This is a genomic window from Halomonas sp. (assembly GCF_052095765.1).
Taxonomy (GTDB): Bacteria; Pseudomonadota; Gammaproteobacteria; order Pseudomonadales; family Halomonadaceae; genus Halomonas.
In genome coordinates this window covers 1-5,959 of sequence record NZ_JBQDJZ010000125.1, presented here as the reverse complement: position 1 = coordinate 5,959, position 5,959 = coordinate 1, and the positions used below count along the sequence as shown (strand labels likewise).

Annotated in this window: 5 protein-coding genes and 1 pseudogene; 4 read left to right on the top strand and 2 right to left on the bottom strand. The window is 60.2% G+C overall.

Going from position 1 to position 5,959, the window contains the following annotated elements; translation table 11 throughout:
- Positions 1 to 168: 168 nt before the first annotated feature.
- From ACTH3D_RS12325 to ACTH3D_RS12310, 4 genes and pseudogenes are all read left to right on the top strand, one after another.
- Entirely contained in the window at positions 169 to 756 is a 588-nt protein-coding gene (locus tag ACTH3D_RS12325; RefSeq protein ID WP_441667423.1) for a LysR substrate-binding domain-containing protein, read from the top strand.
- Between the two features lie 103 nt (positions 757 to 859).
- Positions 860 to 1,501: a DUF938 domain-containing protein gene (locus ACTH3D_RS12320; protein ID WP_441667422.1), complete on the top strand. Its 642-nt coding sequence runs from the start codon at positions 860 to 862 to the stop codon at positions 1,499 to 1,501.
- A gap of 112 nt (positions 1,502 to 1,613) precedes the next feature.
- Positions 1,614 to 1,667, top strand: a complete 54-nt coding sequence (locus tag ACTH3D_RS12315; protein WP_441667424.1) for a helix-turn-helix domain-containing protein — start codon at positions 1,614 to 1,616, stop codon at positions 1,665 to 1,667.
- A 257-nt stretch (positions 1,668 to 1,924) separates the two neighbouring features.
- Positions 1,925 to 3,745, top strand: a pseudogene (locus ACTH3D_RS12310) (FAD-dependent oxidoreductase).
- Between the two features lie 78 nt (positions 3,746 to 3,823).
- On the opposite strand, the gene ACTH3D_RS12305 reads toward ACTH3D_RS12310, so the two are convergent.
- Both ACTH3D_RS12305 and ACTH3D_RS12300 read right to left on the bottom strand, forming a co-directional pair.
- Positions 3,824 to 4,459, bottom strand: coding sequence for an ATP-binding cassette domain-containing protein (locus tag ACTH3D_RS12305; protein WP_441667421.1), 636 nt, complete (start codon positions 4,457 to 4,459; stop codon positions 3,824 to 3,826).
- On the bottom strand, positions 4,456 to 5,959 hold a 1,504-nt coding region (locus ACTH3D_RS12300), incomplete at its 5' end, for an ABC transporter permease (RefSeq protein WP_441667420.1). The genes ACTH3D_RS12305 and ACTH3D_RS12300, both read right to left, overlap by 4 nt.

Below are 5,959 nucleotides of genomic sequence, written 5' to 3'. Positions count from 1 at the left end.
CAGTTTCAGGGTATTATTCCTTAACTGGGTTGGTCACATCTATTCAACCACTTCAGTGTGCGGCTGGTAGATCGCAGGCGCAACCAGGTCACACCTACCGAAGCAGGGGAGCAACTGCTGGGTTATGCCCGTCGCATCCTTGCATTGAATGCGGAAGCTGCCGCAGTCATGTCGGGGTCAGCTCGCCATGTGACCTTGCGACTCGGCTTGCCTGAAGATTTCGTTTCGGGGCGGGTGACACAAGCGCTGGCAGCGTTCATCCGACAGCACCCGAACTTGAGGTTAGAAGTCACTAGCGGTCTGAGTCGCAACCTGTATCGCGCCTATGATCGAGGAGAGCTGGATCTCGTTCTGGTCAAGCAGCACCGCAGCGAGGCGCGTGGTGTGATGCACTGGCCCGAGCCATTGGCGTGGTATCAGGGTGAAAGCCACGCCTTGGCCGGTTGTGATCCTCTGCCGCTTGTTGCCTTTCCTTCGGATGGCTTGTATCGCGCCCAAATGACGACTGCTCTCGACAGTATCGAGCGCGGGTGGCGTATTGTTTACACCAGCTCCAGCCTCGCTGGTGTGCTGAGCGCGGTTGATGCTGGTCTAGGTGTCAGCCTCCTTCCAAAGCGTGTGGTCGGTACTGGCGTGCAGGAAATTACGACATTGCCTAGCGTTGATGCGATGGAAATCGTTATCCACCAAGCAGAGCCTGATAGCCCTTTTGCCCCTGGTATCCTTCAGATACTGTCAGATGTGGTTGGCCAATAGGCTACCCGCAAGGGAGAAAAGGGCAATATCTCATGTACTTTACTGTCTGGGCCAAAGAAAGGCATGCTTGAGCGTCTTGAAAATCAATCAACGAGTCCAGAACATGTCTGCAGTTGGCGATTTGCGGTTGAAAAGTCCTTCCACGGCGCGTAACCGAGACCCTATTCTAGCGGTGCTACGTGAGTATCTTCCGCCTCGAGCCCGAGTGCTTGAGCTGGCCAGCGGGAGCGGTGAGCACGGTGTGTATTTCACCCAAGCTATGCCGGGCTGGCAATGGCAGCCCAGTGATACCGAACCAAGGGCGCTTGCGTCCATTGATGCATGGCGACGCCACAGTCAGAAAACTGAGCCGGAAAAAGAGCAGAGTGGTAATCTTTTTCCCCCGCTAGAGCTGGACGTAACCGCCACTTGGACAGGCGAGTGGTCCGCAAAGCGCTTTGACGCCATCGTTGCCATCAACTTGATTCATATCTCACCTTGGCGGGTCACAGAGGCCTTGATGCAACAGGCCGATGAATATCTCAAAGATAAGGGCGTGCTGGTTCTTTACGGCCCGTACCGGCGAAACGACCAACATACTGCGCCCAGCAACCAGGCCTTCGATGCCAGTTTGCAAGCACGTGACCCAGCCTGGGGGGTGCGTGACCTGGAAGACGTTCAAGCCGAGGCCAAGGCGAATGGCTTGGTACTGGAGCGTGTCGTTGACATGCCGGCCAACAACTTGAGCGTGATCTTTCGCCGCTAGGCTGATCAAAATGCGCGTCCTTCCTCGCACTTTTCGTGTGAGGAAGGATAGCGCGAGCCGCACAAGTGGTTCTTATTTGATGCGGTATAGATAAGGCGTTAATCAATAAGGCATGAATACCGTACAGCGTGCCTACAAATACCGCTTCTATCCGACGCCCGAGTAAGCCGAACAGCTGCCCGGGCGTTTGGGTACGCGCGGTACGTGTAGAACCACTTCTTGAAGCAGCGCACCGTCTCCAATAGGCGAAGCAGGAGCCTGGAAGGCAACAACCAGGAACTCCCTTCTTTCAGGGAGGTGAGGACGTCAATAATGCGGTTGCCAGTCTGCCGTGGACTTCAAGAGTCGTACGATTCCACCGTAAGGATCTCGGGAAATCGACGACACAGGCCTATTGTTTCTTTTCAGGTCTGAGGAGACCCCATGCGTTCACATCAATTGATAATATTGGCGCTGATCGTTGCTCTGGTGATGGCGTTCTTTGTGTCCGGCGCCAATGATTATTTGACCCTTGATGTCATGCAGGCCGAACAGACGCGTTTTCATGCCTGGATGATGCGAGATCCGGTCGCGGTCGTCGGAGGCTTTTTTTTGATCTACGTCGCGATGGCGGCACTTTCCCTGCCGGGGGCAGCCCTGATGACCCTGCTCAGCGGTGCCCTGTTCGGCCTTGGCTGGGGGCTTGTGCTGGTTTCATTCGCCAGCGCCATCGGGGCCACTCTGGCGGCGCTGATCGCCCGCACCCTGCTGCGTACGCCGCTGGAGCGACGCTATGCTCGTCAGCTGGAGCGCATCAACGCCGGCATTCTTCGCGAGGGGGCCTTGTATCTCTTTACCCTGCGCCTGATCCCGCTGTTCCCCTTCTTCGTGATCAACCTGGTGGTGGGGCTGACACGCATACGGCTGACTACCTTCTACTGGGTCAGTCAGCTGGGCATGCTGCCGGGTACTGTCGTGTTCGTGAATGCCGGCAGCGAGCTGGCTGCGCTGGAGTCGCTGGGCGATATTCTGTCGCCTTCGTTGCTGCTCTCCTTCGCGTTGATTGGCCTCTTTCCCTGGCTGGCCAAGGGGATAATCGTGCTGGTTCGGCGCCGGTCTCTGGCTCGCCAATATGGGCGTCCGACGCAATTCGATCGTGATATCGTGGTGATCGGCGCGGGATCGGCGGGGCTGGTGGCCAGCTATATCGGCGCCACCGTGCGCTCCCGGGTCACCCTGGTAGAGCGAGAACGCCTGGGGGGAGACTGTCTCAATACCGGCTGCGTGCCCTCCAAGGCACTGATTCGCGCGGCGCGCTCGGTCAGGGAAATCAGGTAGGCATCGCGCTATGGGGTCCAGGTGGCGGAACCCGAAGTGGATTTTTCGGCGGTGATGGCTCACGTGCAGGGGGCCATCAAGAGTATCGAGCCTCACGACAGCCCTGAGCGTTATCGTGACTTGGGCGTGGATGTCCTCGAAGGGGATGCGCAGTTGACGACCCCCTGGGAGGTCAAGATAGCGACGCCGGAGGGGGAGCGTACGCTTGCCACGCGGCATGTCATCATTGCCAGTGGCGCGCGGCCTCGGGTGCCTGAATTGCCCGGCCTCGAGGCGGTAACAGTGCTGACATCCGATAACCTCTGGCAGCTCGAGAGCCTGCCCGAGCACCTGATGGTGCTTGGCGGTGGCCCGATTGGCTGTGAGCTGGGGCAGAGCTTTGCCATGCTGGGCAGCCGGGTGACACTGGTGGAATTTGCTGACCAGCTGCTGCCCCGCGAGGATGCCGAGGTGGCCAATGAGCTCGAGACCACCATGGAGGAAGAAGGAGTGCGGCTACTGCTGGGCCATCGCGCGTTGGGAGTCGTCGTTGACGGCGAAGGCCATGCCTTGGAGGTGGCCGATGGCGATGGCAATACCTCGCGCCAACCCTTCACACACTTGCTGGTAGCCGTGGGACGAGAAGCCAATGTGACTGGCATGGGTCTCGAGGCACTGGGGGTCGACACCCGACAGAACGGCACTCTGGATGTGGATGGGACGCTGCGTAGCGTGTTGCCTAACGTCTGGGCCTGCGGCGATGGCCCCTACCAGCTGACCCATGCTGCCGCCCATCAGGCCTGGCACGCCACGGTCAATGCCCTGTTCGGAGAGATCAAGCGCTTCCGGGTCGACTATCGGGCGCTGCCGGCGGTGACTTTTACCACGCCGGAAGTCGCGCGTGTCGGCCTTAATGAACGTGAAGCGCAAGAGCAGGGCATCGGCTAGCACGCTATTTTGCCTGGCGGCGCGGTGAGGGGAAGCGATCCGGACAGGGCAAACGATGTAGCCGCCAAGCGGAAGATATCAGCTAAGGGTGATCAGCGGCCCGCCGGCGTCTTCGGCATCCTCATGGTCGTGGGTCACCAGCAGGCTAGGTAGGCCAGCGTGTAGCAGACGATCGAACACAAGACGACGCACCTCATGGCGCAGTGAGCGATCGAGCCGGGAGAAGGGTTCGTCGAGGAGCACCGCGGCAGGGTCGGACAGCAGCAGGCGTATCAGGGCAATACGCGCCTGCTGGCCGCCGGAGAGGGTGGCTGGGTCGCGAGGACCAAATCCAGCGAGGCCCACGTCATCAAGCGCCTGTTCGATGCGGGCATTCTTGTCTTTCATCCCTCGAGGGATGGCGAAGCGCAGGTTTCCGGCCACTGAGAGGTGAGGGAACAGCAAAGGATCCTGGAACAGCAGGCCGATGCCGCGAGCCTCGGCGGGCAGGGCGGTGATATCACGCCCCTGTAGCCACACTCGCCCTCGGGCTTTGAAGGCGGGATCGAGAAAGCCGGCGATCATGGCCAGTAGGGTCGACTTGCCGGCCCCCGATGGGCCCATCACGGTCAGCACTTCACCAGGTCCGATAAGACTATCGATTTCTACCAGCGTCTTGGTTCCCAAAGCGATCCTGATCTTTTCAAGAACTAGGGGGTGCGATGTTGTCTTCATGGTGTTCCTTGCATACCTCTACGATGTGCCCACAGCAGCCGGGGCAGGCCCATGGCGAGAATAAAACCCAGTAGCGGCAGGGAGGCTTGAACCAGCGCCCAGACACTGATTACACGACGGTTGTTGCCGCCAGCCAGAGATACCGCTTCAGTGGTGACGGTGGCAATCCGCCCGGCGCCCAGCAGCAGCGTGGGAAGGTACTGGCCGATACTGACCGCCATGCCTACGGCCGCGGCGGTCAGTATCGGCGCTAGCAGCATGGGCAGGCGTACTCGCCAGAAAGCACCGCTGGGAGACTGGCCCAGGGTCAGGGCGAGTCGTGTCCAGCGTGGATCGAAGCGGCGGTAGCTCCCGGCGAGCGACAGGAAAACATAGGGCAGCACGAACAGCAGGTGGACAAAGATCACCCCAGCCAGTCGAGCACGGACACCCAGGCTTTCCAGGAGAACCACCAGGCCAAACAGGAAGGCGATCTGGGGAACAATCAGTGGCAGATAAAGCAGGCCCAGGGCAGTGCTACGCAGTCCACGACGTTGTTCATTTTCCAGTGCTGCAAGGGTCAGAATCATGGCTAACAGAGTAGCGCTTGCCGCAATAAGCAGTGTGGCAGCTACTGGGCCACCCAGGATGGGGATCGCCGACTGCCAGTGCCTTAAGGTCGGCGTGGTTGGCAGGGCCTCGGGAAAACGCCAGAACCCGGCGACCGAGTAGACTGCCAGGCCAAAAAGCCCAAGCCCTACGGTCAAGGTAGTAATGATCACAAAACCGCGACCGGTCATGCGCAGCCAGCGTTCGCCGCTGCGTCTGCGGCCGTTTTCTACCCAGCGTCGGCCCAGTCGCCTAGCCAGGCATTCAACGCCCCACCAGATCAGCAGGGCCGTGAGGGTGACACCCAGTTGCAATACAGCACCAGCTGAAGCCAGAAAGCGTTTCGCAAGATCGGGGTCATGGAACCATTTTAGAACCGAGACAGAAAGTGTCGGTGGCAGCGTTGGCCCCAGGATCATGGCGACATCTACCACTGAAGAGGCGAAGGCGATGACCGCATAGACCGGCAAACGAATCAGCGGATAGAGTGCCGGAGCCACGGCCTTGAGCCAGGCGGTGATGGGGGAGTAACCTAGTGAACGGGCTAGGGCCACCCGCCGTGGGGCATCGAGCTGCGGCAGTGCCGCCAGACTCATCAGTAGCAGGAAGGGAAGCTCCTTGATGATCAGCCCCGCCATCAGACTGAGGCCCCAGGGGTCTTGGACGATCAGCAAGTCCGGTGGCTGCTCCCAGCCGGTCAGCCCTGGCGAGAGCAGCCGCGACACTAGCCCCGACGGGGCGATCAGGAAGGCCAGCCCGAAGGCGGCAGCCGCGTGGGGCAGCGCCAGCAGCGGTGATACTGCACGGTGCAGCCAACGGTCGAGCCGGGTGTTGGCGGCTGCGGCTAGGAACAGTCCTGCCATGACCAGTGACACAGCGGTTGTGACCAGGCCGCTGACCAGACTGATACTG